The organism is Bradyrhizobium sp. S3.12.5 (assembly GCF_040548225.1).
Taxonomy (GTDB): domain Bacteria; phylum Pseudomonadota; class Alphaproteobacteria; order Rhizobiales; family Xanthobacteraceae; genus Bradyrhizobium; species Bradyrhizobium cytisi.
In genome coordinates, this window is record NZ_JBEPRF010000027.1 from 1 (window position 1) to 22,562 (window position 22,562).

Consider the following 22,562-nt stretch of genomic DNA (forward strand, 5'->3'; position numbering starts at 1 on the left):
CTCCTCGTGGCCCAAAAGTGATTCGATGACTTCGAACTCACTTTAGCTCCACCGCCTTCTTGGTCGCGAAGGCCGGCTAGATGATCTTCAGTGCATAAAACTCCCGATCCCACAGCGTGCTCGCTGTCCGCAATGCGCAATCTCGTGCACCGTAACTCCGTAACTCCCCGATCCCGCGCCATCGTTCGCTAGGCCATCGGCAACAAGAAGCTCACGGCGCCGTGGATGCCAACTTCGGAATAGGCGCTTCCGGCACCGCGGGTTTGTGGATTGCGACCCCTGACATGACGAGCAATACGCCGATGATGTCTTGCCCGCTGGGGATTTGCGCCAGGACCATGAGGCCGAGCAGGGTGGCCGTCGCTGGCAGCAGCGCGAGCATCAGGGCGAAACTCGCCCGCGGCAGGCGGGACATCGCCAACTGATCGCAGACATAGGGTATGACGGATGAGCAGGCACCCACGGCGACACCCGCGAGGACCAGCACGGGCGTCGCGAAGGCCTTTGCGGCTTGGACGAACCCAATCGGCATGATGAACAAGAACGCTATTGCCATCGCCGCTCCGAGCCGCTCAACGCCGCCGCTCGCGCCGCCCTCGGATATCTTGTGTCCCAGTATGATATAGCCGACGAACAGTGCGCTGTTCAGAAACGCCCAGAACAGCCCGAGCGGGTCGGTTGACCATTTCACGTCGATCAGCAGAAACACACCGAGCGCCGCGAGCGCTAGCGCCGCAAAATTGCGAGCCGTCCGGAGTCCGTACAACGCAACGCCTATCGTCCCAACAAACTCCATCGCCGCAACCAGGCTCATGGGCAGTCGATCGAGCGCCAGATAGAACGACGTGTTCATTATCGCGAGACAGCCGCCGAGGCTGATGAGCATAAATCGCGTTCGCGGGTCGGCGCGCTTGATCGTCCGCCATGGCTTGGTCCACGGCGCAAAGATGACCGCAGCGGACGCAATCCGCATCCAGGCGACGCCGAGGACGCCGACTGCCGGGAAAAGCAGGACGGCGAAGGACGGGCCCAGGTAGTGGAATATGGCGCTCACGCCGAACCAGGCATGTGGTGGGGCGGACTGAGCGACCTTGGTGAATGTCAGGCCGAGATTGGGCATGCGGTTCCTCACACCTAAGTATGAGAGCCGCAGCGGCTCTTTAAAATGCCATCCGGAAGACTAGACTGCGGCAATCCTCCATTGATCAAAGGTGAACGACGTGAAACGCCTTCGATATGAAAATGGCGATCTGGACGTAACCGATGTCCGCATTCTGGATGCCCTGGCCGACGACGCCCGGATGAGCATCGCCGATCTGGCCCGTTCAGTCGGTCTATCGTCGCCGAGCGTGTCCGAAAGGATCAAGCGCCTGGAGGAAGTCGGCGTGATCGAGGGCTACACGCTTGCGATCAATCCAAAGGCCTTGGGCCTGCCAGTCGCGGCTTGGTTGCGCATCAGGCCCATTCCCGGACAACTGCAGAAAGTCGCGGACGTCCTGCGCGGACTGCGGGAGATCGTGGAGTGTGATCGAATTACCGGCGAGGACTGTTTTATCGCGCGAGCCCATGTCCAATCTGTCGAGGACCTGGAGAAACTGATCGACCAAGTCATCCCCTATGCGATGACCAACACGTCGATCATCCAGTCCTCCCCGGTCAAGAGGCGCTTGCCGCCACTCCTCCGCGGCGACAAGTTGTGATGCCGTGCTGCTGACAGTTGTTGCAAACGCCCGGACATGAGGCCTGCTGGCTGCGTTCGGCTGGATCATGTTCAGCATTTGGAGTAAGCTTTTGGATACAGCAACATGTCAGCGGAGGTCCTCGGTGGAACATCGCGGCGTAAGCTTCTCGATCGCTAGAATGAGCTATTTATCCGGTTGGCAGTGGACCGTCGGAAAGGGCCGAACCGTGTCGGTCGGGGTCTGCGCCACGAGGCTGGATGCGATCCGCCAGGCTCGGACTTTCATTGACGCGATTGTGGACTGGGCTGCCTGAGCGGCGCGGCGCTACTCACCCCCGCCACCACCATCACCGCGCTGGCAACGTCAACGCCGCCAGCAACGTCCCCAGCGCCACCCGCCCGACACTGTGTTCACCAGCCGCTGATGCTGCGCCGCGAAGATGTAGGCGTTCACGCCGGTCGGCATCGCTGCGAACAGCACGACGACGGCGGCGGACGGCAGATCCAATAGCTTCGCGCTTCAGAGATCATCTCGCGGACCAACGAACCTGATCAAAGGACCAATATCATCCTGGTCCGCAGCCTTGAGGGCCGCAATGTAAGCGGTACGTCGTTCGTTCATCTTTTGAAGATCATGTCCGCCTGCCCAATCGATTGGCTTTGCCTTGCAGACGCGGTCCAGGACAGCATCCGCCATGATGCGGGCGTGCCTGCCGTTGCCATTGGGAAACGGATGAATTTTGACGAGGCGATGGTGCAAGCGAATGGCAGCTTCGGAAGGCGGGTAGATTTTGTTGTCAGCCCAATACTGGGCGTCACCCATGAGGGTTCGAAGCTCCACAGGGATGTGGACGGGATCGATGCCGATGTTCTTTCCAGTCTTTCGGAACGTTCCCGCCCAGTTCCAGACGTCGCCGAACAAGCGCTTGTGCAAGGTGATGACGAAGTCGTCGGTCAGAACGTGGGCTCTCTGCCGACCGAGCCAGCGCAAGCCGGACCCGATGTTGGCCTGTTCCAGTTGATCGAGCTCGCCTTGCGTCGTGATGTGTTTATGCTTCAGCCCGTCAAGCTCGTTTGGGTCGAGCGGCGTCGCTGCGTCGGGATACTGGAGATCCCCGATCATTGATCGCTCCAGAAATTCGGAGGCATTTCCTGCGCGATCTCACGGGTGAGACGTTCGACTTCCTGATCAATTTTGTCATCCGGCAGTTTCTGGTTTTCGAGGGCCATGTGCGTGCTGGCTGTGCCAACGATGGCCATGGCTTTTTTTCGAGCTTGGGCGGTGATGATATCCTCGACATGTCCCGATGCCGGAACGATCGCATAGACGAAGCGACACCCCATCGCCTCGGCTGCCGCCTGCATTGATTTCAGGGTGACGCCGCCTGCGAGTTCGGCGCGCTCTGCCGCGGGAACGCGTGCGCGGGTGACGCCCATTTTCTTTGCGACGTCGGCACCCGACATGCCGAGCGCGCTGCGGACCGTGCGCAGCCAGCCTTCGGGCGGCGCTTTCAGGCCGGCCGCGCTTGCGGCCGCGCTGTCGACGATGTTGCGATACTGCTGCTGAACGATAGTTTTGACGCCCATTTGTCGACCCATCGAGCTACATGGATGTCTAACTTGGATACTTATATATATCCAGATGACAACAATCTGTATATCAATCTATATCCAAATGCCAAAATTTGGGTATATTTAAGTATACGACTTTGAGCGACGCTCTCGAAAGCCCGCTAAAACGGGCCCTTTTCGTGGTATTCCGGTACGAGGTCGCCGGGTAGGCGCAGCGAACCCCTACCTCACCCCCGCCACCATCACCACCACCACCGGCAACGTCACCGCCGCCAGCAGCGTCCCCAGCGCCACCGCGCCCGACACCGGGTTCACCAGCCGCTGATACTGGACCGCAAAAATATACGCGTTCGCGCCGGTCGGCATCGCCGCGAACAGCACGACGACGCCGGTCACGACCGGCGGCAGGTTGAGCAGGTTTGCCAGCACGAATGCCGCCGCCGGCATCGCCAGCAGCTTGAGCGCGCTCATCGCGACGACGCTCGGCATCTCGCCTTTTACCTCGAACCGGAACAGGTTGATGCCGAGCGCGATCAGCGCGGCCGGCGATCCCGCCTGCGCGAGCAGCTCGATCGTCTTGTCGACAACGGGGTTGAGGCCGAGGCCGGTGAAACGCCAGACCACGCCGAAGCCGATCCCCAGCATCAGCGGATTGCGCGCGAGATCTGCGAGCACGGGACGGATCACCGCCAGCGCCGAGCCGGTGCGCTTGCGGCTGACAAGCTCCATCTGCAAAATGCCGCAGAGCCAGAGCAGCGGCGTGTTCACCGACAGGATCAGCGACATCGGGCCTGCGGCTTCGTTGCCGAGCGCCGAGAGCACGAGCGGAATGCCGAGCATCACGATGTTGCCGTAGACCGAGCCGATCGCGAACACGACGCCGTCCTCGCGGTCCTTGCGCCGCAGCACTGAGATCAGGAGCGCCGCGACCCAGGTGAGGGCGAGCGCGCCGTAATAGGCGCCCCACATCCGCCAGGGGCTGACGTCGGGGAATTCCGAGACGACGATGGTGCGAAACAGCAGCGCGGGGATCGCGATGCTGAAGGCGAATTCGGAGATGCCCTTGTGCGCGCCCTCGGAGACGAAGCGAAACAGCACCGACGCATAGCCGGCCGCGATCAGCGCAAACACCGGCGCGACGATCAACACGGTGGCCATGCGGTCCTCCCCCTCACGGGGAGATTAGGCCGACCACCCCACGCAGCTCTCGATCCTGCCATCATGCCGGTGTTTTGCCCGACGTGTCAAAGGAAATTCGTAAAATCCGCAAATCGCGAAAATTCGCAAGGTGGCCCTGGGCCCTGGCTACTGTGCATGGGGTTGTTTTGCGGTTTTGTTCGGACGCTGCCCCGCACACCACTGTCATCCCGCGAAGGCGGGGGATCCAGTACGTCGCGCCCTCTCAGGGAACGTCGGGCGTCTCTGGAATACTGGATCGCCCGGTCCTGATGCGCAATGCGCATAAGGCCGGGCGATGACAGCGGAGAGGATGGCCGGAGGCCTCCCTGTTGCCGAGAGCGCACAGCGCCCGGGTTTCGCCTCGCGCCTCGTTGCCAACCAACGCCCGTTCACCCACTATCTCCCTGACTCGACATTTTGGGGGGATCGATGCCGGAATCTCGCTTCAGGACTTCCTTGGCTGCTGCAACCTTCGCTCTCGCGCTCGGCGTTCTGGCCCAGCCGGGCACAGGCTTCGCCTACACGCCGGAGCAGCAGCAGGCCTGCACGCCCGATGCAATGAACCTGTGCGGCGAGTTCATCCCGAACGTCGATGCCATCACCGCCTGCATGATCCGGAAGAAGTCCCAGCTGTCGCCGCAATGCGCGGTGTTCTTCCGCCGTGGCCCCGAGCCGGGCGAGGTCCGCGCCGGTCAGCCTACCAACATCAAGCCCGTCGTGGCGAGGAAGACCAAGCCGAAGGCCAAGAAGAAAAAGACCGCCGACGGCTAGGCGTGCGCCAGCTTCGCGATAGCCACCGGACTCGTTTTGTTCGCGCGGCGTGCCGCGAGCCCGCAGCGATCGCGGCCGCGCGCGATGAAACAAAAGCCGCGCGAGGATTTGCGCGGCAAAGTTGTAGTCCTGTTTTTCCCGAGCGATTGCCTGGAAAACATGCGGTTGCCAGCGTGAACAGCCATTCGTGACGGTTCGTGTCTGTCGTCGCACACAGCAGTGTGACTCAAAAGCCAACACGTCTTGTTATTTCGTGGCGGCGACGCCACTCCCGATAAATTTTTCTTTCACGAATCAGCGCGGTGATTCATTTTCGTGGCCTGGGGTCAATCTGGAGGCCAGAGGTATGAACGTTATTGTTTTTGCATCGCGTAAAGGCGGCTCGGGCAAGAGTACCCTGGCCGCACATCTCGCTGCGCAGATCAAGCAGAGCAAGCAGGTGATGCTTGTGGACGCGGATCCGCAAGGCTCGCTCACGCTGTGGCACAAGCTGCGTGGCACCAACGAGCCGCCGATCAAGGCGGCCGTGAACTCGGTCAGCGGCATCGTCTCCGCTGCCAAGCGCGACGGCTACGAGTGGGTGTTGATCGACACGCCGCCAAATCTCTCGGCCGTGGTCGACGACGCGATCAAGAACGCGACGATGGTGGTCATCCCGGCACGTCCCGGTGTGTTCGACGTCAACGCGGTGCAGGAAACCATCCAGATGTGCCGCGCGGCGCGCAAGCCCTACGCGGTCGTGCTCAACGGCGCTCCGGCGCGTCGCGACGAGTCCGAAAGCCCGATCGTCACCATCGCCCGCGAGGCGCTGGCCAAGTTCCGCGCTCCGGTGTGGGGCGGCCAGATCACCAATCGTTCGGATTTGTTGATGGCACTCAGCCACGGCGAAGGCGCGCGTGAGTATCAGGCCGAGAGCCGTGCAGCTCAGGAAATTGCAAGGCTGTGGGCGGCGATCGAGCGTTCAGTGAAAGCCATTCGCGGCACGGCGTCGGCGTCCGGCGCAATGCACAAGCAGGCGGCATAATTTCATCAATCATTTCCCCGGACGACAAACGCGCGGCGCTCCGCGCGTTTTGCGTTCGTGGGGTGAGGATGAAGGCTAAGCCACCATCAGCATGTAGAACACGATGACCGGCGACAGCGTCAGGATCACCGACCAGATGCCGACGGCCCAGATGATGTCCTCGGTGGAAAAGCCCTGCTGTCCGGCGCCGTAATGCGACGCCGCATCATTCTGGTTGTTCAAGATCGCCCCCGCGATTTCTTCGCTTATGGGTCGAACGATACGCAGGATGTTTTAAGATTCCGGCTCGCAGCCGCGCTCGCATTTTGAGCGCATTTGTGACCCCGGCTTAACCATGCAGGCGGTCTCTCGTGATCAGGCGAGCCAGACCCGAAACAGCAGCACCGGCATCAGGCCGAGCATCACCGCCCAGAAGCCGAACGACGACACCATCAAAATTCCCTGCAAAAGATCGGCAGGCGCGAAGATTTCCGCCGCGGTCGGGCGAACGCGTTGCCCCATGGTCATTCCCCCTGTTTGAAGACTTTGCGGGGGAACGATAGGCGGCATTGCGTAAACGAGGCGTGGATGCGCCATGCCGCAGCTGCGAAGGGAGTTGGTGCGCGGTTAACCACAGGCGGTGCTCTCTCGCGCCGCGACTTTCATCCGCCGCTCGATCTCGCGATCGAGTTGGGCGGCGAGCTCGCTGCTCACCTCCACCATCGGCAGGCGCACCTCGGGGCTGTCGATCAGGCCGCTTCGCCACAGCCAGTACTTCGCCGGCGCCGGGCTCGGTTCGGTGAAGAGCAGCCGCGTCAGCTCGGCGACCTCCTGCCAGTGCGCCTCTGCCGCATCCGCGTTGCCAAGCTTCAGCTCGGCATGCACGGCTGCGAAGGCTGCGGTCTCGATATGGGCTGACAGCAAAATGCCGCCATCGGCGCCGTCGCTGAGCGCCTCAAAATAGTTCGCGTCCTCGCCGGTCAGCACGCGAAAGCCCTTCGGCCTGTCGCGCAGCAGCGCGATCGACTGCTCGCGGCTTGCGCCGCAATCCTTCAGCCCGATGATGTTCGGATGCTCGGCGAGCCGCAGCAGCGTCTGGTTGTTGATGCCGACGGCGCAGCGATAGGGAATGTTGTAGAGCGCGAGCGGCCAGGCGGCGTGATCGGCCAGCGCCTCGAAATGCGCGAGGATGCCGCGCTGCGACGGCCGGACGTAATAGGGGCTCGCGATCAGATAGAAGTCGACCGGCCAGTCGGCGGTCTCATCGAGCCGCTCCTTCGTCCGCGAGGTGTCCGCGCCCGAAAGGCCAAGGCCAATCGGCAACGTCCGGCGGCCGGCCGCCATCTCGTCGCGCACGACGGCGACGAGGCGCTCGAGCTCGGCGTCGCGCAGCGTCATGCCTTCGCCCGAGGTCGCGCCCAGGATGAAGCCATCGATCGCCTGCGTGCAGTAGTGTCGCGTCAGCCGCCGCAGCGATGTCTCGTCGAGGCGACTGTTCCGAAACGGCGTCACCAGCGGCAGCCAGAGTCCATGCATATGGGTTCGCAAATCGGTCATGTTCTTATCTCCTTCTCGGGAAAAACCTGAGACGGAGGGCACATGAAAAAACCCCGTCCAGGCGGCGGGGTTTTCGGGATTTGGCTCGCGATGACGAAGTCAGCCTAGCGCGCGCAAAAATCCGAGGTCCCCGAATGGGGGCCTTTTTTCGAGACGATTGCGCACGACTTCGTGATCATTTGGAAATGATGCGGGGTATGCCTAAAACTGTCAATGCACGCGGAAGGCGAAAGCCGAATTGGGCAGAAAAAAAGCCGGACCCGAAGGCCCGGCTTAGGTATTGGCCACGTGAGGCCGACACAATCACCTTCCAAGAGGGATTACTGAACTCCCGCGCCACTGGAGGAGGGGGACAAATGCGCAACGCGAAGGCTCAGCGTCTAGTCAGTATGGGCTCGACGAGCGGTATGCAGCAACAGCCGGAGCCGCATGTCAGACATGCGGAAATCAGGACGGCCAGCGCTGCGCCTTGCTCACCACGAAGTCGCGGAACACCTGCACGCGCGCGACCGTCTTCAGCTCTTCCGGATAGACGAAATACGTATCGAGCTGGATCGAATCCGATTCGCCGAACAGCTGTACGAGGCGGCTCTGTTCTTCGATCAGGTAATCCGGCAGCGCCGCGATACCGAGGCCCTGCTGACAGGCGCGCACCAGGCCGAGGATGTTGTTGACCCTGAAATAGGCCTCGCGCGGACCCGAGCCGTTGCGCCCGGCTTCGACCAGCCAGTTGCGGTTCTGCAGATGCGGCGCGAAGTTGCCGTCTGACAGCGTGATGATGCGATGGGAGTCGAGCTCCTCCAGCGTCCGCGGCGTGCCGAAGCGCTTGATGTAATCCGGCGAGCAATAGGCGTGGAAGCCCATCGCGAAAAGCTTGCGCTGGATGAGATCCGGCTGCGTCGGCTTGCGGGTGCGGATCGCGACGTCGGCCTCGCGCATCGACAGATCCAGCTCCTCGTCGGTGACGATCAGCGAGATCCGGATCTCCGGATAGAGCGCAGTGAATTCGCCGAGCCGCGGGATCAGCCAGTTGATGCCGACGCCGGGCGTGGTGGTGATCTTGAGATCGCCGCTCGGCCGCTCGCGGCTGTCGGTCAGTTTCGCGCGCGCCGCCTGCAGCTGCATGAACACGTCATGCGCGGTGCGGAACAGGAGGTCGCCCTGCTCGGTCAGGATCAGGCCGCGGGCGTGGCGGTGGAACAGCGAGACCGAGAGCTCCTGCTCCAGCGCCGAGACCTGGCGCGACACCGCCGATTGCGACAGGCCGAGCTGCTCGCCCGCATGCGTGAAGCTGCCCGCTTCTGCCGCCGCGTGAAACACCTTCAGCTTGTCCCAGTCCATGTCCGTAAATCCGTCGCGTGTTCGAGCCATGATCGTTATTCCGCTGCCGCGCGCTCGCTGGCGCGCAGGGCCAAGAAACGTTCGGCCTCGAGAGCTGCCATGCAGCCGAGGCCGGCGGCCGTCACGGCCTGGCGATAGGTTTCGTCAGCGACGTCGCCGGCGGCGAACAGGCCGGGCACGGAGGTCGCGGTCGAGTTCGGGGCCACCTCGACATAGCCTGACGGTTTCAGCTTGATCTGGCCTTTCACGAGCTCCGTCGCCGGCGCGTGACCGATGGCGATGAAGACGCCGTCGGTCTTCACGTCCGAAAGCGCGCCGGTCTTGACGTTCTTCAGGCGCACATGGGTGACCTTGTACGGGTTCTCGGTGCCGCAGATCTCGTCGACGGCGGAGTCCCAGATCACCTTGATCTTCGGGTGCTTGAACAGGCGCTCCTGCAGGATGCGCTCGGCGCGGAAGTGATCGCGGCGGTGCACGATGGTGACCTGCGAGGCATGGTTGGTCAGGTACAGGGCCTCCTCGACCGCGGTATTGCCGCCGCCGACCACCACAACGTCCTTGTTGCGGTAGAAGAAGCCGTCGCAGGTGGCGCAGGCCGACACACCGCCGCCCTGGAATTTCGCCTCGGAGGGCAGCCCGAGCCAGCGCGCTTGTGCGCCGGTGGCGAGGATCACGGATTCGGCGAAATAGACGTCGCCCGAGTCGCAGGTCAGGCGAAACGGCCGCTGCCCGGTCTCCAGTTTGGTGACGAGGTCGGTGACGATCCTTGTGCCGACATGGACTGCCTGCTTCTCCATCTGTTCCATCAGCCAGGGGCCCTGGATCACGTCGGCGAAGCCGGGATAGTTCTCGACATCGGTGGTGATGGTGAGCTGGCCGCCCGGCTGGATGCCCTGGATCAGGATCGGCTCGAGCATCGCGCGCGCGGCGTAGATCGCGGCGGTGTAGCCGGCGGGGCCGGAGCCAATGATGACGACCTTTGCATGGACAGGGGCGGACATATTCACGGACGCCTTTCACCGGGGGATTGCAGCGCGGGCGCGGAACGTGCCGGGAGGCCTCGCGGAGGCGCTGAAATATCAGAGCTAATCTAAGCCTTCTGATGAGCTATGCAAGAATTGCATTCCCAATCGGCGGATTTTTCCAACAAGGAACAAAAGTCGGTTGGGTGAACGCGCAATAAAATTGCGCAAACGGGCGGGACTCGGCTATGAGGATGGCCATCAGACCCACCCGATACCGCCATAAAGCCCAGGAGTTCCAGTCACGTGTCGCGGAACCTAGACGAGATCGACCTCAAAATTCTCGCCGAGATCCAGGCCGACGGTCGAATCACCAATGTCGAGCTCGCCAAACGGGTCGGCATTTCGCCCCCGCCCTGCCTGCGCCGGGTCCGGGCGCTGGAGGAGGAGGGCTATATCCACGGCTACCGCGGGCTGCTGGATGCACAAAAGCTTGGCTTCGACGTCACGGTGTTTGCCGCCGTGCACCTCTCCAGCCAGGCGGAAGCCGATTTGCGCGCTTTCGAGGAATTCGTGCGCGCCGAGCCGCTGGTGCGGGAGTGCTGGATGCTGTCGGGCGAGGTCGATTTCATCCTGAAATGCGTGGCTCCGGACATGGCGACCTTCCAGGATTTCGTGACGCACCTGACAGCCGCGCCCCATGTTCGCAACGTGCGGACGTCGCTGGTGCTGCATAATTCGAAATACGAGGCGGCCGTGCCGCTGGACGTGAAGGGAAGACGGTAGCGCCTCCCCCGCAACGACGCGTGTGGAGCGGGCGAGCCTGCCTCACAACAGCAACACGACGAAACAAAAAAAGGCCGCGCAAATCGCGCGACCTTTTCGAAACGTAGTGCACGCAACGGCAGATCCTTACCGCCACTCCACCTTGGTGATCTCGTACGCCTTGGCGCCGCCGGGGGCATTGACCTCGACGGTCGAGCCCTTCTTCTTGCCGATCAGCGCGCGCGCCAGCGGCGAGGTAATGGAGATGCGGCCCTTCTTGGCGTCGGCCTCGACCTCGCCGACGATCTGCCACACCGCCTTCTTCTCGGTGTCCTCGTCGACCAGCGTCACCGTGGCGCCGAACTTGATGGTGTCGCCGGAGAGCTTGGAAATATCGATGATGTCGGCGCGCGCGAGCTTGTCCTCGAGTTCGGCGATGCGGCCCTCATTGTGGGACTGCTCTTCCTTCGCGGCATGATATTCCGCGTTCTCCGACAGGTCGCCATGCGAGCGCGCTTCCGCGATATGCTCGATGATGCGCGGACGGTCCTCGGACTGGCGCTTCTTCAATTCTTCCCCGAGCGCGGCAAAGCCGCCCGCAGTCATCGGAACCTTTTCCATCTCTTCTCTCGTTCTTCGGACCCGCGCCCCACAAGAACGGTGGGCGCGGCAACCTTGATTCGTCGGTATTTCCGGGGCTGAAAACGCCGCCGCCGGAACGTTATGTGGGTCTGGCGCCGGAACAGAACAACCACATGGCCGGACAGTTCCCCCGGCCATTGTGGCTTCATCGCCAATCACTTAGCGAGAGGCTTGGCCCTCTCGCTCGCGATCAGGTTTCCGAAAAGTAGCTCTGCAGGGTACGAACCTCAAGGTCTCCGCCAAGGTAGGCGCGGATGCCCTGCGCAGCCGCCACGGCCCCGGAAAGAGTGGTGTAATACGGCACTTTATGCAAGAGGGCCGCGCGCCGCAGCGATCGGCTGTCGGCGAGCGCCTGCGGGCCCTCGGTGGTGTTGAAGACGAGCTGGACATCGCCATTGGTGATGGCGTCGACGATGTGCGGCCGCCCCTCCAGCACCTTGTTCACCTTTTCGGTCGGGATGCCCTCATCGGTCAGGAAGCGTGCCGTGCCCGAGGTCGCCAGCACCTTGAAGCCGAGCGAATGCAATTCGCGAACGGCATCGGCGATGCGCGTCTTGTCGCTCTCGCGCACCGAGACGAACACCGTGCCCTTGCGCGGCACCCGTGTGCCGCCGCCGAGCTGGCTCTTGGCGAATGCCACCGCGAAGGAGCGGTCGATGCCCATGACCTCGCCGGTCGAGCGCATCTCCGGACCGAGCACGGTGTCGACGCCGGGGAAGCGGGCGAACGGAAATACCGATTCCTTCACGCCGACATGCTTGAAGTCGGCCTTCTTCAGCTTGAAGTCGGCAAGCTTCTCGCCGGCCATGATGCGCGCGGCGATCTTCGCGACCGGCGTGCCGACCACCTTGGCGACGAACGGCACCGTGCGCGAAGCGCGCGGATTGACTTCGAGCACGTAGATCTCGCTGTCCTTGATCGCGTATTGCACGTTCATCAGGCCGATGACGTCGAGGCCAAGCGCGAGTTCGCGGGTCTGCCGCTCCAGCTCCTCGATCATCTTGGCGTCGAGCGAGTGCGGCGGCAGCGAGCAGGCACTATCGCCGGAATGGATGCCGGCTTCCTCGATATGCTCCATGATGCCGACGATGAAGGTGTCCTTGCCGTCGCAGAGGCAGTCGACGTCGATCTCGGTGGCATCGGACAGATAGCGGTCGAACAGCAGCGGGTTCTTGCCGAGCACGGTGTTGATCTGCCCGGTCTTGTCGTTCGGGTAGCGCGCCTTGACGTCGGCCGGCACCAGCTCCGGCAGCGTGCCGAGCAGGTAGTCGCTGAGCTGGTTGTCCTCGCGGATGATCTGCATCGCGCGGCCGCCGAGCACGTAGGACGGGCGCACCACCAGCGGCAGGCCGAGATCGGTCGCGACGAGGCGGGCCTGCTCGACCGAATAGGCGATGCCGTTCTTCGGCTGCTTCAGCCGCAGCTTGTCGAGCACGCGCTTGAAGCGATCGCGGTCTTCGGCAAGATCGATGGCGTCGGGCGAGGTGCCGAGGATCGGCACTTCGGCGGCTTCCAGCGCCCGCGCGAGCTTGAGCGGGGTCTGGCCGCCGAACTGCACGATCACGCCGTGCAGCGTGCCGTTGCTGCGCTCCTTCGCGATGATCTCCAGCACGTCCTCGGCGGTGAGCGGCTCGAAGTAGAGCCGGTCGGCGGTGTCGTAGTCGGTCGACACCGTCTCCGGGTTGCAATTGACCATGATGGATTCGTAGCCGGCGTCATGCAGCGCGAAGCAGGCGTGACAGCAGCAATAGTCGAACTCGATGCCCTGGCCGATGCGGTTCGGGCCGCCGCCGAGAATGATGACCTTCTTCTTGTCCGATGGCATGCTCTCGTCGGCAACGCTGCCTGCAAACGGCGACTCGTAGGTCGAGTACATGTAGGCGGTGGGCGAGGCGAATTCGGCCGCGCACGTGTCGATGCGCTTGTAGACCGGACGGACTCCGAGTGCGTGACGCTTCGCCGTGAGCTCGGCCTCCGTCGTCTCGGCGAGCACCGCAAGACGCGCGTCTGAAAAGCCCATCGCCTTGAGCGTACGCATGCCGAAGGCATTGCCGGGCAGGCCGTGCTTCCTGACCTTCTGCTCCATGTCGACGATGCCGCGCATCTCGCCGAGGAACCACGGATCGATCTTGCAGGAGTTGAAGATGTCCTCGTTCGACCAGCCGAGCCGCATAGCCTGCGCGACCTGGAGAATGCGGTTCGGCGTCGGCGTGCCGAGCGCGGCGCGGATCGCATTCTTGTCGTCGTCACGACCGAGACCTTCGATCTCGATCTCGTCGAGGCCGGTCAACCCGGTCTCGAGCCCGCGCAGCGCCTTCTGCAGGCTCTCCTGAAAGGTGCGGCCGATCGCCATGACCTCGCCGACCGACTTCATCGAAGTCGTCAGCGTGGAGGAGGCGCCGGGGAATTTCTCGAAGGCGAAACGCGGGATCTTGGTCACCACGTAATCGATCGTCGGCTCGAACGAAGCCGGCGTCGCGCCGCCGGTGATGTCGTTGGCGATTTCGTCGAGCGTGTAGCCGATAGCGAGCTTGGCCGCGACTTTGGCGATCGGGAAGCCGGTGGCCTTGGAGGCCAGCGCCGACGACCGCGATACGCGCGGATTCATCTCGATCACGACCATGCGGCCGTCTTCGGGATTGACGCCGAACTGCACGTTGGAGCCGCCGGTCTCGACGCCGATCTCGCGCAGCACCGCCAGCGAGGCGTCGCGCATGATCTGGTATTCCTTGTCCGTCAGCGTCAGCGCCGGAGCGACCGTGATGGAGTCGCCGGTGTGCACGCCCATCGGATCGAAATTCTCGATCGAGCAGACGATGATGCAATTGTCCTTCTTGTCGCGCACCACCTCCATCTCGAACTCTTTCCAGCCGAGGACGGATTCCTCGATCAGGACTTCGTTGGTGGGGGACGCGTCAAGGCCGCGCTCGATGATGTCGAGGAACTCCTCCTTGTTGTAGGCGATGCCGCCGCCGGTGCCGCCCATGGTGAAGGAGGGACGGATGATCGCGGGCAGGCCGATCTCGGACAGCGCCATCATGGCCTGGCCGAAGGCATATTCCTGGTAACGCTTGCGGCGATCGCCTTCGCCGAGCGTCCATTGGCGGTCGAGCTCTTCGAGCGCCGCGCCCGACAGCTTCTCGCGTTCGGCGTGGTATTTGTCGCGGAACGACTTCTTCAGCTCGGACGCATTGGCGAGGCGCGATTTCGGCGTCTCCAGCCCGATCTTGGTCATGGCTTCGCGGAACAGCTGGCGGTCCTCCGCCTTGTCGATGGCATCAGCGGTCGCGCCGATCATCTCGATGTCGAACTTGTCCAGCGTGCCCTGCCGGCGCAGCGACAGCGCGCAGTTCAGCGCGGTCTGCCCGCCCATGGTCGGCAGCAACGCGAAGCCACCGGGGATGACGTGACGTTCCTTCTCGATGATTTTTGCGACGATCTCGGGCGTGATCGGCTCGATGTAGGTCGCATCCGCCAATTCCGGATCGGTCATGATCGTGGCCGGATTGGAATTGACGAGAACGATGCGATAGCCCTCTTCCTTCAGCGTCTTCACCGCCTGCGTGCCCGAATAATCGAACTCACAGGCCTGGCCGATCACGATGGGACCGGCGCCGATGATCAGGATGGTCGAGATGTCGGTTCGTTTAGGCATCACCGCTCGCGGGCTGGAATTCGGGCACAAAAAAAGGGCGCGCTTGCCGCGCGTCCCCTTGTGCGAGAGCGCGGGGTCGTCCCTCGCGCGCGGACGGGTCTTAGACCAGTTTTCGGGGCGGCGAAACCCCGAAAAACGCCCCATCAACCGGCAATTTTGACGGGTTTCGGCCGCGCCTGCCAGCCACGGGCGAGATGCACCAGAAGCGAGGCCGCAACGCTCGTGCCGCCGATCCAGCCGAGGTCGTTTGGCGAGAGGGTGGCCAGCACGGCGCCGCCCAGGGCCCCGCCGATGGCGAAGCCCAGATACATGGCGGAAGCGTTGAGCGAGAGTGCGATCATCGAGGCCTGCGGCTCGACCCGGATGATGCTGGCGATCTGGGCCGGATAGAACGCCCAGCCCGAGAGACCCCAGAGGAAGATCGCGCCCAGCACCGCGTAATGCGCCTGTCCGGGCATCAGTTTCAGGACCAGCGAATGCAGGATCAGCGCGCTCGCCATGCCGGCGAGACCGAGGGCTGCGGTCGCGAGCGTGCCGAGCCGGTCGGCCAGGATGCCGCCGAGCATGTTGCCGATCGCAGCCGCGCCGCCGAACACCAGCAGTGCCAGGCTGATCTGCGAAGCGTCGAAGCCGAGGCCGCGCAGCGGGACCGCGAAATAGGTGAACACGGTGAAGCCGCCCAGCGCCCATAAAATCGTGATCACAAGCGCGATCAATACATTGCTGTGACGTGCCACCGCGAGCCTTTCGCTAAGCGAGGCCGTGTTGCGCGGCAGGCCGCGAGGCAGGCCGAACAGGAGGCCGGCGAGCGCAACAGCGCCGATCATTGCGACCATGGCGAAGGTCGCGCGCCAGCCGAGCAGGCTGCCGACGAGATTGCCGAGGGGCACGCCGATGACGGTCGCGACCGTGAGGCCGGAGGTGACCAGCGCAACAGCGCGACCGCGCCGTTCCGGCGAGGCGACGGCGACCGAGACGGCGAGCGCCGTCGGCATGCAAAGTCCTGAGCCCAACGCCATCAGCATGCGCGAGGCCAGCAGTAAGCCGTAGTTGGATGCCACCATCGCCGCGAGGTTTCCAGCGATGAAGGTCAGGAGCGCGAGCGCCAGCACGGTGCGGCGGTCGATATTGTTCAGCGTCACCGCCAGGATCGGCGACCCCACGGCATAGGTGAGCGCGTAGGCGGTGACCAGTTGGCCGGCGGCAGAAACCGAAATCGAGAGGTCGCTGGCGATCGACGGTAAAAGCCCAGCAATGACAAAGCCTTCGGTGCCGATCGCAAAAGCCCCCAGGGCCAACCAGAACACGCTCATTGCAAACAACCCTTATGTTCAATATTTATTGAACTATCGAAGATGATGATGCGAGAGTCAATTGGTTCAAGAACTATTGAACATTCCGCCAGTATCGCTATGATTCCCGGACCATGAGCCGCACGCCTCCCCACCCCACCCGCGAGCAGATCGAGCTGCCCCTGGTTCTGGATTGTCTGAGCGATCCGATCCGGTTGGCGATCGTGTATCAGCTCGCCCAGCAGGAAGCTGTCAGCAGCGAGCTTTGCTGCGGCGACTTCAACGGCCTCTCCGGCAAGTCGAACCTCACCTATCACTTCGCAAAGCTGCGCGATTGCGGGCTGATGCGGACGCGCGTGGCGGGCACGAACCGCTTCGTACGGCTGCGTCGCGAGGATCTCGAGGCACGCTTTCCCGGCCTGCTCGACGCCGTACTCAGCTCGGCGGCCAAGGACGCGGACAGGCTTCAGCTTGTCGCAGAGTGCGACGAGGTCAAGGCGGATTGAGGTTTTGGGCAGGCAGTGCGATTGGTCTGCCGCGCCCCGCCCGGCTTCGCCCTTCGCCGAGGCAGCCTTCGCTACGACAAGGCTTGCCTAGCCGAAGCTGGCGGAGCCAGCGAAGGCTGGAGGCCCGGCCTGGATTTGAACCAGGATGAAGAGCGATGCACTGCTCTCGCGTAGACGCTTCCGCCACCGGGCCACGGCGATCATTGCCGATCGAGTTACGACAAGCCACCTCAGGTGATCGTTATGCTTAACGCACCCGGGAAGCTTAACGCACCAAAGGCGGCCGCGCGATAAACGTCATGCGCCAGCGGTTGTGGCCGATATTGGCGCTGGCACGCTGGCTGGCGAAGCCCGCCGCCTTCAGCCTGGCCGCGATCTCGTCCTCGCTGTAGCGCTTGAGCCCGACGCGCGCGCGCAGATGACGGTAATCTGACAGCGCGGTGCTGACCAACCCGACCAGCGCGTCCTTGAGGAAGCCGTGACGCAGGCCGAAGGACAGCAGCGCCGCCACGTCTCGCCCCATGCCGACATGCGGCTGGAGGATATCGCCGAGCACCAGCTTGCCGGACGGTTTCAGGATGCGCCTGACATTGAGGAGCGCGGCATCGAGCTCCTCGGCCGTCATGTATTGCGCGACCGAGTTCATCACGACGAGGTCGATGGACTGGTCCGGCATCTTGCGGACGTCGTCGAGCGAGCGGACGCGGATCTTGGTGTTCGGCGCAAACCGCGCGATCAATCGGCCGCGCACGCCGGGCGCGGGCTCGGCCAGGATCAGCTGGCCGCAGGCAGCCGCCACCTGGCTCGCCGACAGCGCCTCGCCGCAGGCATAGTCCAGCACGGTCGCCTCGGGCGAGGTGATGTAGCCGATGATGTCCCGCGCGATGATCTGGAAGTGCAAATCGCGATGCAGCTTGCTGACATAGATCGTATGCGTCGAGTCGTAATAATCGATCCAATCGTCCATGGTGTCCCGCCCAGCGGTTCCTGTCCAGGAACCGCGCTACTCGCCTTGCGTTAGGGGTGCGACGGCGTGCCGTCAATGTCCGCGTCCTAACAGGAAGGTTTCCCGTGAGCAAAGTCCCCAGCAAGGTTTCTCCCGACCTCGACACCCCCACCGATCTGTCGCCCCAGGCGGTCACCAAGGTCTCGGAGGCGCTCAACGTGCTTCTGGCCGATGCGTTCGCGCTGTACCTCAAGACCAAGAATTTTCACTGGCACATCAGTGGCCGGCACTTCCGCGACTATCATCTGCTGCTCGACGAGCAGTCGGACCAGATTTTTGCCACCACGGACCAGCTCGCCGAGCGCGTTCGCAAGATCGGCGGCGCCACGGTGAAGTCGATCGGCCAGATCGCAAAGCTCCAGACCATCAAGGACAACAACGAGGACTACGTCCCGCCACGCGAGATGCTGCGCGAGCTGATGCAGGACAACAAGCATGTCGCGGCTTCGATGCGCAAAGCGCACGAGGTCTGCGACGACGCTGGCGACGTCGCCAGCGCCAGCATCCTCGAAGTCTTCATCGACGAGACCGAGCGCCGCACCTGGTTCCTGTTCGAAGCCACCCGCCAGGAAGGCGGCAACGAGGCGTAGGAGCACACTATCGTAGGGTGGGCAAAGGCGCGCTTTTGCGCGCCGTGCCCACCATCTATCCGTACGGCATACATTGATTGGTGGGCACGCTCCGCTTTGCCCACCCTACAGCACCGCCCTTACGGTTGGCTCCACAGCCGCATCAATGCGCCGTGCTTGCCCGTCACGGGATCGGCCGGCGGCTGCGCGACCTTTGGAATCGTCTTCAGCGCCTTGGCGTGGTTCTCCGGCGTGGCCCGCGTGATCTCCATCTTCGATTCGGGCGGATAGGCGCCGATCACGCAGAAATCACCGCTCGCGTTGATGCACTGATGTCCGGTGCCGGCCGGCAGGATCGCGACATCGCCGGCCTTGATATCGAGCTCCTGGCCGTGATCGCCACCGAAGCGAACGCGGGCATGGCCGCGCGCGACACCGAGCACCTCATGCACCGTCGCGTGGTAGTGCAGGTAATCGTAGACGCCGTTGCGCCACGTGCCGCCCCAATCGTTGGTTTCGAACAGGTTTTCGATGGTCTCCTCGGGGCGCTCCGGATCGAGCTTCACCGCGCCCTGGTAGACCAGGAACGGGAGGATGTTGTTCGGCACCAGCCCGTCATCCTCGAACACGATGGCGAGCGGTTCGGCAGAGTCGCGGACGACGGACATGGCAGGGCTCCGGAAGAAAACCGTACGCCGTTAACCGGCATTGCCCGGATTACGTTCCTCTCGTGTCCTGGACGCGATGCAGCGCGAAGCGGTGCGTCGCAGAGCCGGGACCCAAAGTGCCGAGATTATGGGCCCCGGTTCAGCAGTGCATCACGCCGCCGAGAGCGGCGCGCTGCACTGCGCCCGGGGCACGAGAGCGCGCCTACGCGCTCTTCTTCTGCCGCATCAGATCGGCAAAGCGCTGGAAGAGGTAGTGCGAGTCGCGCGGACCCGGCGAAGCCTCGGGATGGTACTGCACCGAGAACACCGGCCTGCCGTCGAGCTGGATGCCGCAATTGGATCCGTCGAACAGCGAGATGTGGGTCTGCGTTGCACCCTTCGGCAGCGTGTTCTCGTCCACCGCAAAACCGTGGTTCATCGAGGTGATCTCGACCTTGCCGGTGGTCTCGTCCTTCACGGGATGATTGGCGCCGTGATGGCCCTGATGCATCTTCCTGGTCTTCGCGCCGAGGGCGAGGCCGAGCATCTGGTGGCCGAGGCAGATTCCGAAGGTCGGCGTGCCCGACTTGATCACGTCCTGGATCACAGGCACGGCGTATTTGCCGGTCGCGGCTGGATCACCCGGACCATTCGACAGGAACACGCCGTCCGGCTTCATCGCCAGAATGTCTTCAGATGAAGTCGTTGCCGGTACCACCGTCACCTTGCAGCCGACGCCGGCGAGCAGGCGCAAAATGTTGCGTTTGATGCCGTAGTCGATGGCGACGACGTTGAACTCGGGCTTGTCCTGGCGGCCAAAACCCTTGTCCCACAGCCAGGGCGTCTCGTCCCAGGTGAAGCGCTGGCCGGAGGTGACCATCGGCACGAGGTCCATGCCCTCGAGGCCGGGCCATTCGCGCGCTTCTTCCTTCAGCCCATGCAAATCGAACTCGCCGTTCCTGGCATGTGCGATCACGGCGTTAGGCATGCCCTTGCTGCGGATCAGCGCAGTCAACGCGCGAGTGTCGATGCCGGAAAGGCCGATGATGCCGCGCGCCTTCAGCCACTGGTCGAGATGCTTGGTGGCGCGGTAATTCGAGGGGTCGGTGATCGCGGTGCGCAGGATCACGCCGCGCGCGCCGGGCGTCGCGGCCATGTTCACCGTCTCGATGTCTTCCTCGTTGGTACCGACGTTGCCGATATGCGGGAAGGTGAAGGTGATGAGCTGGCCGGCATAGGAGGGATCGGTGAGGATCTCTTCATAGCCGGTCATCGCGGTGTTGAAGCAGACCTCACCGACGGCGTGGCCTTCGGCGCCGAGACCAAAGCCTTCGAGCACCGTGCCATCGGCGAGCACAAGGAGCGCGGTCGGTTTATGGTCCGGCCAGGCGGTATCGTTTTCATGTTGTGTCATGAGCCCGCTTCATAAGCCCCCCGCGCGCGCCCGTCAAAGCGGGAAACGGCGGATTCACATGCGTTTTTGCATATTTGACAGGTCCCCTCAGGTACTCAAACCTGGAACGGGTAATTTTTGCGCAGTTTCGGCAGCCAGTTCGGGAACAATGAACCGTGGGCCCGGTATGGCCTCTTTCCCGCAAACGGCCTAGATCAGGCGCAACGGATTGAAGGGATCACGGTCATGCTGCGCGACGACATCAACAATGCGGTCAAGGAGGCCATGAAGGCCAAGGACGAGCGCAAGCTCTCCACGCTGCGCATGGTCAACTCGACCATCAAGAACGCCGACATCGAGGCGCGCGGGCACGGCAAGCCGCCGCTATCGGATGCCGATCTGCTCGGCGTCTTCCAGAAGATGATCAAGCAGCGCCAGGAATCGGTCGAGCTCTACGACAAGGGCGGCCGCGCCGAGCTCGCCGCACAGGAGCGCGAGGAGATCGCGGTGATCTCGGCCTACTTGCCGAAGCAGATGTCGGACGACGAGGTGAAGAAGGCGATCGCGAACGCCATCACCGAGACCGGTGCCGCCGGCATGAAGGACATGGGCAAGGTGATCGCGGCGTTGCGGGCGAAGTACGCCGGGCAAATGGATTTCGGCAAGGCCAGCGGCCTGGTGAAGGCGGCCCTGACGGGCTGAGACCGTCATTCCGGGGCGCGCGTAAGCGCGAGCCCGGAATCCATCGGGCCGCCGATTCCGTTGATCAATGGATTCCGGGCTCGCGCCAAGAGGCGCGCCGACAAGGGAGGCAACCGATGACCGCCGCGATCAAGCCGTTCCGCATCGCCATCAGTGACGACATCCTCGCCGACCTCAAATCACGCCTCGCACGCACGCGCTGGCCGGAGGCGGAGCTGGTCGATGACTGGAGCCAGGGCGCGCCGCTGAAATGGATCCGGGAGATCTGCGCCTATTGGGCTGACGGCTACGACTGGCGCGCGCGTGAAGCAAAACTCAACCGCTTCGATCAGTTCACCACCGAGATCGACGGGCTCGACATCCACTTCCTGCATGTGCGCTCCAAGGAGCCGTCCGCGCTGCCGCTGATCATCACCCATGGCTGGCCCGGCTCGATCGTCGAATTCCATAAGGTGATCGCGCCGTTGGTCGATCCGGTCGCGCATGGCGGCAATCCTGCCGATGCATTTCACGTGATCTGCCCGTCGCTGCCGGGCTTTGGCTTCTCGGGCAAGCCGACCGCCACCGGCTGGGGTGTCGACCGCATCGCCGCGACCTGGGCCAAATTGATGGACCGGTTGGGTTATACGCGTTACGGCGCGCAAGGCGGCGACTGGGGCTCGGCGGTCACGACCTCGCTCGGCGGGCAGGACGCGGAGCATTGCGCCGGCATCCACATCACGCTCGCCTTCAACGCGGCGCCGAAGGTCGAGGGCGAGCCGACGGCGGAAGAGAAGCGTGCGCTTGCGGGGCTCAAGCACTATGTCGATCTCGATTCCGGCTATTCCAAGCAGCAATCGACGCGACCGCAGACGCTCGGCTACGGCCTGACGGACTCGCCGAGCGGGCAGGCGGCCTGGATCCTGGAAAAATTCTGGGCCTGGACTGATTGCGACGGCCACCCCGAAAACATTTTTGACAAGGACGAGCTGCTCGACAACGTCATGCTCTATTGGACGACCGAGACGGCGACGTCGTCCGCACGGCTCTATTGGGAGAGCTTTGGCAAGCGCCGGACGACGCCCAAAGTGACCGTGCCGACCGGTGTGGCGGTGTTTCCCAAGGAGATCATCACGCCGGTGCGGCGTTGGATGGAGCCGAACTTTCCAGACATCACGCATTGGAGCGAGATGGAGAAGGGCGGGCATTTCGCTGCGTTCGAGCAGCCGGAGCTGTTCGTGCGCGATGTCAGAAAATTCTTTGCGACGGTGCGCTGAGCCATGCTGACCCCCGCGAAGGCGGGGGCCCATATCCCCAGGGAGAAGTTGTCACGCTCGACT

24 protein-coding genes are annotated in these 22,562 nt (G+C 63.3%); 8 read left to right on the plus strand and 16 right to left on the minus strand.

Going from position 1 to position 22,562, the window contains the following annotated elements:
• Positions 1–211 precede the first annotated feature (211 nt).
• The gene (locus ABIC09_RS30940; RefSeq protein ID WP_354111635.1) at positions 212–1,120 is read right to left on the minus strand and encodes an EamA family transporter; all 909 of its coding nucleotides are present in this window, start codon (positions 1,118–1,120) and stop codon (positions 212–214) included.
• Between the two features lie 100 nt (positions 1,121–1,220).
• On the opposite strand from ABIC09_RS30940, the gene ABIC09_RS30945 reads away from it, so the two are divergent.
• Entirely contained in the window at positions 1,221–1,700 is a 480-nt protein-coding gene (locus ABIC09_RS30945) for an Lrp/AsnC family transcriptional regulator (RefSeq protein WP_354111691.1), read from the plus strand.
• Between the two features lie 345 nt (positions 1,701–2,045).
• Here ABIC09_RS30945 and ABIC09_RS30950 read toward each other — a convergent pair whose 3' ends face one another.
• The 4 genes from ABIC09_RS30950 to ABIC09_RS30965 all read right to left on the minus strand — a co-directional run bounded on the left by ABIC09_RS30950 (position 2,046) and on the right by ABIC09_RS30965 (position 4,411).
• Positions 2,046–2,189 (minus strand): hypothetical protein, encoded by a 144-nt coding sequence (locus ABIC09_RS30950; protein WP_354082369.1) that lies wholly within the window; start codon positions 2,187–2,189, stop codon positions 2,046–2,048.
• A 12-nt stretch (positions 2,190–2,201) separates the two neighbouring features.
• Positions 2,202–2,804: a mobile mystery protein B gene (locus tag ABIC09_RS30955; RefSeq protein WP_354111636.1), complete on the minus strand. Its 603-nt coding sequence runs from the start codon at positions 2,802–2,804 to the stop codon at positions 2,202–2,204.
• Positions 2,801–3,268, minus strand: coding sequence for a mobile mystery protein A (locus ABIC09_RS30960; RefSeq protein WP_354035509.1), 468 nt, complete (start codon positions 3,266–3,268; stop codon positions 2,801–2,803). The genes ABIC09_RS30955 and ABIC09_RS30960 overlap by 4 nt, the downstream gene beginning before the upstream one ends.
• Positions 3,269–3,475: 207 nt before the next feature.
• Positions 3,476–4,411 (minus strand): AEC family transporter, encoded by a 936-nt coding sequence (locus ABIC09_RS30965; protein WP_354111637.1) that lies wholly within the window; start codon positions 4,409–4,411, stop codon positions 3,476–3,478.
• 450 nt (positions 4,412–4,861) lie between these two features.
• On the opposite strand from ABIC09_RS30965, the gene ABIC09_RS30970 reads away from it, so the two are divergent.
• Positions 4,862–5,203, plus strand: a complete 342-nt coding sequence (locus ABIC09_RS30970; protein ID WP_148751602.1) for a hypothetical protein — start codon at positions 4,862–4,864, stop codon at positions 5,201–5,203.
• 346 nt (positions 5,204–5,549) lie between these two features.
• On the plus strand, positions 5,550–6,227 hold the full coding sequence (locus tag ABIC09_RS30975; RefSeq protein ID WP_148751612.1) for an AAA family ATPase: 678 nt from the start codon (positions 5,550–5,552) through the stop codon (positions 6,225–6,227).
• 75 nt (positions 6,228–6,302) lie between these two features.
• Here the strand turns inward: ABIC09_RS30975 and ABIC09_RS30980 are convergent, their stop codons facing one another.
• From ABIC09_RS30980 to trxB, 5 genes are all read right to left on the minus strand, one after another.
• Entirely contained in the window at positions 6,303–6,449 is a 147-nt protein-coding gene (locus ABIC09_RS30980; RefSeq protein WP_187434884.1) for a hypothetical protein, read from the minus strand.
• A gap of 132 nt (positions 6,450–6,581) precedes the next feature.
• The gene (locus tag ABIC09_RS30985; protein WP_354111638.1) at positions 6,582–6,728 is read right to left on the minus strand and encodes a hypothetical protein; all 147 of its coding nucleotides are present in this window, start codon (positions 6,726–6,728) and stop codon (positions 6,582–6,584) included.
• 105 nt (positions 6,729–6,833) lie between these two features.
• On the minus strand, positions 6,834–7,763 hold the full coding sequence (locus ABIC09_RS30990) for a 4-hydroxy-tetrahydrodipicolinate synthase family protein (RefSeq protein ID WP_354111639.1): 930 nt from the start codon (positions 7,761–7,763) through the stop codon (positions 6,834–6,836).
• Between the two features lie 447 nt (positions 7,764–8,210).
• A complete protein-coding gene (locus ABIC09_RS30995) occupies positions 8,211–9,134 on the minus strand; it encodes a LysR family transcriptional regulator (RefSeq protein WP_007614700.1) in 924 nt (307 codons plus the stop codon).
• A gap of 5 nt (positions 9,135–9,139) precedes the next feature.
• A complete protein-coding gene (gene trxB / locus ABIC09_RS31000; RefSeq protein WP_148751599.1) occupies positions 9,140–10,105 on the minus strand; it encodes a thioredoxin-disulfide reductase in 966 nt (321 codons plus the stop codon).
• 267 nt (positions 10,106–10,372) lie between these two features.
• Between trxB and ABIC09_RS31005 the strand changes: the two genes are divergently transcribed.
• Complete coding sequence (locus ABIC09_RS31005; protein ID WP_148751598.1) at positions 10,373–10,852, plus strand: Lrp/AsnC family transcriptional regulator; 480 nt, start codon at positions 10,373–10,375, stop codon at positions 10,850–10,852.
• 126 nt (positions 10,853–10,978) lie between these two features.
• On the opposite strand, the gene greA is transcribed toward ABIC09_RS31005, so the two are convergent.
• The 3 genes from greA to ABIC09_RS31020 form a co-directional block, all read right to left on the minus strand.
• Entirely contained in the window at positions 10,979–11,452 is a 474-nt protein-coding gene (gene greA, locus ABIC09_RS31010; RefSeq protein WP_027534300.1) for a transcription elongation factor GreA, read from the minus strand.
• Between the two features lie 211 nt (positions 11,453–11,663).
• Positions 11,664–15,128, minus strand: a complete 3,465-nt coding sequence (carB, locus tag ABIC09_RS31015; protein ID WP_354111640.1) for a carbamoyl-phosphate synthase large subunit — start codon at positions 15,126–15,128, stop codon at positions 11,664–11,666.
• Positions 15,129–15,271: 143 nt separating this feature from the next.
• Positions 15,272–16,441 carry an MFS transporter gene (locus ABIC09_RS31020; protein WP_354111641.1) on the minus strand — a complete coding sequence of 390 codons (1,170 nt, stop codon included), beginning with the start codon at positions 16,439–16,441 and terminating at the stop codon, positions 15,272–15,274.
• 113 nt (positions 16,442–16,554) lie between these two features.
• Here ABIC09_RS31020 and ABIC09_RS31025 point away from each other — a divergent pair, with 113 nt between their 5' ends.
• On the plus strand, positions 16,555–16,926 hold the full coding sequence (locus ABIC09_RS31025; RefSeq protein ID WP_354035517.1) for an ArsR/SmtB family transcription factor: 372 nt from the start codon (positions 16,555–16,557) through the stop codon (positions 16,924–16,926).
• 265 nt (positions 16,927–17,191) lie between these two features.
• Here ABIC09_RS31025 and ABIC09_RS31030 read toward each other — a convergent pair whose 3' ends face one another.
• Complete coding sequence (locus ABIC09_RS31030; protein WP_148751594.1) at positions 17,192–17,893, minus strand: class I SAM-dependent methyltransferase; 702 nt, start codon at positions 17,891–17,893, stop codon at positions 17,192–17,194.
• A 104-nt stretch (positions 17,894–17,997) separates the two neighbouring features.
• Between ABIC09_RS31030 and ABIC09_RS31035 the strand changes: the two genes are divergently transcribed.
• On the plus strand, positions 17,998–18,522 hold the full coding sequence (locus ABIC09_RS31035; RefSeq protein WP_354111642.1) for a Dps family protein: 525 nt from the start codon (positions 17,998–18,000) through the stop codon (positions 18,520–18,522).
• A gap of 119 nt (positions 18,523–18,641) precedes the next feature.
• On the opposite strand, the gene ABIC09_RS31040 is transcribed toward ABIC09_RS31035, so the two are convergent.
• Both ABIC09_RS31040 and carA read right to left on the minus strand, forming a co-directional pair.
• Positions 18,642–19,169: a cupin domain-containing protein gene (locus ABIC09_RS31040; protein ID WP_354111643.1), complete on the minus strand. Its 528-nt coding sequence runs from the start codon at positions 19,167–19,169 to the stop codon at positions 18,642–18,644.
• Between the two features lie 202 nt (positions 19,170–19,371).
• Complete coding sequence (gene carA, locus ABIC09_RS31045; protein WP_354111644.1) at positions 19,372–20,562, minus strand: glutamine-hydrolyzing carbamoyl-phosphate synthase small subunit; 1,191 nt, start codon at positions 20,560–20,562, stop codon at positions 19,372–19,374.
• Positions 20,563–20,787: 225 nt separating this feature from the next.
• Between carA and ABIC09_RS31050 the strand changes: the two genes are divergently transcribed.
• The gene (locus ABIC09_RS31050) at positions 20,788–21,243 is read left to right on the plus strand and encodes a GatB/YqeY domain-containing protein (protein WP_354111645.1); all 456 of its coding nucleotides are present in this window, start codon (positions 20,788–20,790) and stop codon (positions 21,241–21,243) included.
• A gap of 116 nt (positions 21,244–21,359) precedes the next feature.
• Complete coding sequence (locus tag ABIC09_RS31055; RefSeq protein WP_354082359.1) at positions 21,360–22,499, plus strand: epoxide hydrolase family protein; 1,140 nt, start codon at positions 21,360–21,362, stop codon at positions 22,497–22,499.
• The last annotated feature ends 63 nt before the right edge of the window (positions 22,500–22,562 follow it).

What these genes read in the sequence shown, in the direction of transcription:
- ABIC09_RS30940 (WP_354111635.1), bottom strand. Translation starts at nt 1,120, where the DNA reads ATGCCCAATCTCGGCCTGACATTCACCAAGGTCGCTCAGTCCGCCCCA.
- ABIC09_RS30955 (WP_354111636.1), bottom strand. Translation starts at nt 2,804, where the DNA reads ATGATCGGGGATCTCCAGTATCCCGACGCAGCGACGCCGCTCGACCCA.
- ABIC09_RS30960 (WP_354035509.1), bottom strand. Translation starts at nt 3,268, where the DNA reads ATGGGCGTCAAAACTATCGTTCAGCAGCAGTATCGCAACATCGTCGAC.
- ABIC09_RS30965 (WP_354111637.1), bottom strand. Translation starts at nt 4,411, where the DNA reads ATGGCCACCGTGTTGATCGTCGCGCCGGTGTTTGCGCTGATCGCGGCC.
- ABIC09_RS30970 (WP_148751602.1), top strand. Translation starts at nt 4,862, where the DNA reads ATGCCGGAATCTCGCTTCAGGACTTCCTTGGCTGCTGCAACCTTCGCT.
- ABIC09_RS30975 (WP_148751612.1), top strand. Translation starts at nt 5,550, where the DNA reads ATGAACGTTATTGTTTTTGCATCGCGTAAAGGCGGCTCGGGCAAGAGT.
- ABIC09_RS30985 (WP_354111638.1), bottom strand. Translation starts at nt 6,728, where the DNA reads ATGGGGCAACGCGTTCGCCCGACCGCGGCGGAAATCTTCGCGCCTGCC.
- ABIC09_RS30990 (WP_354111639.1), bottom strand. Translation starts at nt 7,763, where the DNA reads ATGACCGATTTGCGAACCCATATGCATGGACTCTGGCTGCCGCTGGTG.
- ABIC09_RS30995 (WP_007614700.1), bottom strand. Translation starts at nt 9,134, where the DNA reads ATGGCTCGAACACGCGACGGATTTACGGACATGGACTGGGACAAGCTG.
- trxB (WP_148751599.1), bottom strand. Translation starts at nt 10,105, where the DNA reads ATGTCCGCCCCTGTCCATGCAAAGGTCGTCATCATTGGCTCCGGCCCC.
- greA (WP_027534300.1), bottom strand. Translation starts at nt 11,452, where the DNA reads ATGGAAAAGGTTCCGATGACTGCGGGCGGCTTTGCCGCGCTCGGGGAA.
- carB (WP_354111640.1), bottom strand. Translation starts at nt 15,128, where the DNA reads ATGCCTAAACGAACCGACATCTCGACCATCCTGATCATCGGCGCCGGT.
- ABIC09_RS31020 (WP_354111641.1), bottom strand. Translation starts at nt 16,441, where the DNA reads ATGAGCGTGTTCTGGTTGGCCCTGGGGGCTTTTGCGATCGGCACCGAA.
- ABIC09_RS31025 (WP_354035517.1), top strand. Translation starts at nt 16,555, where the DNA reads ATGAGCCGCACGCCTCCCCACCCCACCCGCGAGCAGATCGAGCTGCCC.
- ABIC09_RS31030 (WP_148751594.1), bottom strand. Translation starts at nt 17,893, where the DNA reads ATGGACGATTGGATCGATTATTACGACTCGACGCATACGATCTATGTC.
- ABIC09_RS31040 (WP_354111643.1), bottom strand. Translation starts at nt 19,169, where the DNA reads ATGTCCGTCGTCCGCGACTCTGCCGAACCGCTCGCCATCGTGTTCGAG.
- carA (WP_354111644.1), bottom strand. Translation starts at nt 20,562, where the DNA reads ATGACACAACATGAAAACGATACCGCCTGGCCGGACCATAAACCGACC.
- ABIC09_RS31050 (WP_354111645.1), top strand. Translation starts at nt 20,788, where the DNA reads ATGCTGCGCGACGACATCAACAATGCGGTCAAGGAGGCCATGAAGGCC.
- ABIC09_RS31055 (WP_354082359.1), top strand. Translation starts at nt 21,360, where the DNA reads ATGACCGCCGCGATCAAGCCGTTCCGCATCGCCATCAGTGACGACATC.